Genomic DNA, 1364 nt, shown 5'->3' on the forward strand with positions numbered 1-1364 from the left:
CTGACCCGCACGGCCAGCGTGTGCTCGCCGTCAGGAAGATCGGCTCCGGGCGTGCAATCCGCCCCTTCTGCATCGCCGCTACAATCGACCGGCCAGGGGCTGTCGTTACGCTGCCATTCAACGGTATCGGAATCGACGCCGGAACCCGTATCAGTCCAGGCAATACTTATCCGGTGGCGAGCATCGTTGCTGATTTCCCCGTCTGCCGGCGATTCGATCATGACGGAGGGCGAGACGGTATCAATCATGAGGCTCACGGAAGCCACTTCAGACTCGTTACCGGAATAATCCTCTACCGTCGCACTCAAGGTGTACTCGCCGTCCTCAAGGGCGTCTGAGGGCAAACACTCTGCTCCGTCCAGATCAAAATTGCATTCAGGCTCCCAAGTCAATGCATTGAGCTCAAGATGAAGCGTATCTTCATCCACACCTGTCCCGATGTCATACCAGTCAATTTGCACGGGAACTGAGGGGTCGTTGTGATAACTCCCTTCAGCAGGACTTGCGATCTCAATCTCCGGCGGGACCCGGTCCGTGAACAAGACCGAGGTCAGCATCTCGCCGCTCATGCTGGTGATTGCCGCTTCATAGCCGGCAACCCCGGCGCCATCGAACTGGCGGACGTGGCGGCGGGAGTGGGGCCAAACAGTCTTGTCCCTGCCGTCGCTGGTCAGACCACGGGTACCACCGGCACCCGGATAGCCGGCAAAGGGTTGCAGGCTGGTGAGTTCCGCGCCGTCTGCGGAATAGCGCGTGAGCCAGGCCGGCCGAGCCAGCCAGATGCCACCTTCGCCATCCGGGGCAATTCCCCGGAGGGAACCCACACCAGGCGGTTGGAAGGTCTGATAGACCTGCTCTTGCTGAAGGAACAAAATACGCTGGTTGCTCGCAAGCCAGAGCGTTTCGCTATCCTGGTCCCACGCAAGATAGGAAAGGGATTCGTCTGCCGCCAAGTCGGGCTGGGCGATTGCATGCGCTTGACCATCCCTGTCAATCAGGTGAAGCGCATCAGCAGTCGCAACGTACAAGCTGGTGGACTCCGAATCCAGGGTTATATCCTTGATTTTTGCACCGACCGGGTAATCAGATGCACGCTCGCCGGAATCCACATCGAATACGTGGACGGCATCGCTCCCCTGCAACCAGATTCGACCTCCGAAACCGGGCTCCACCTTGAGAGCGGACAGCTCTGATGCCCAGTCTTGATCAAGGGAAAAGGACATCAGGCGGGCACCATCAAAATCGTAGGCACGCAGCGTCAGTTGCTCTTCATCTCGACCACCACGGCCACGGCCACGACCCGGCGGTCCGGACTGGGAATCTACCTCAAGAGTCCAGGCGATGGAGAGTTCACTGTCCAGTGT

Annotated in this window: 1 protein-coding gene; it reads right to left on the reverse strand. The window is 59.2% G+C overall.

Annotation, left to right across the window (positions count from 1 at the left end):
- Nucleotides 1-1364, reverse strand: a 1364-nt coding sequence (locus tag VCB98_RS13875; RefSeq protein WP_346053548.1) for an Ig-like domain-containing protein, incomplete at both ends; no start/stop codon positions are given.

The organism is Natronospira elongata (genome assembly GCF_034931365.1).
Taxonomy (GTDB): domain Bacteria; phylum Pseudomonadota; class Gammaproteobacteria; order Natronospirales; family Natronospiraceae; genus Natronospira; species Natronospira elongata.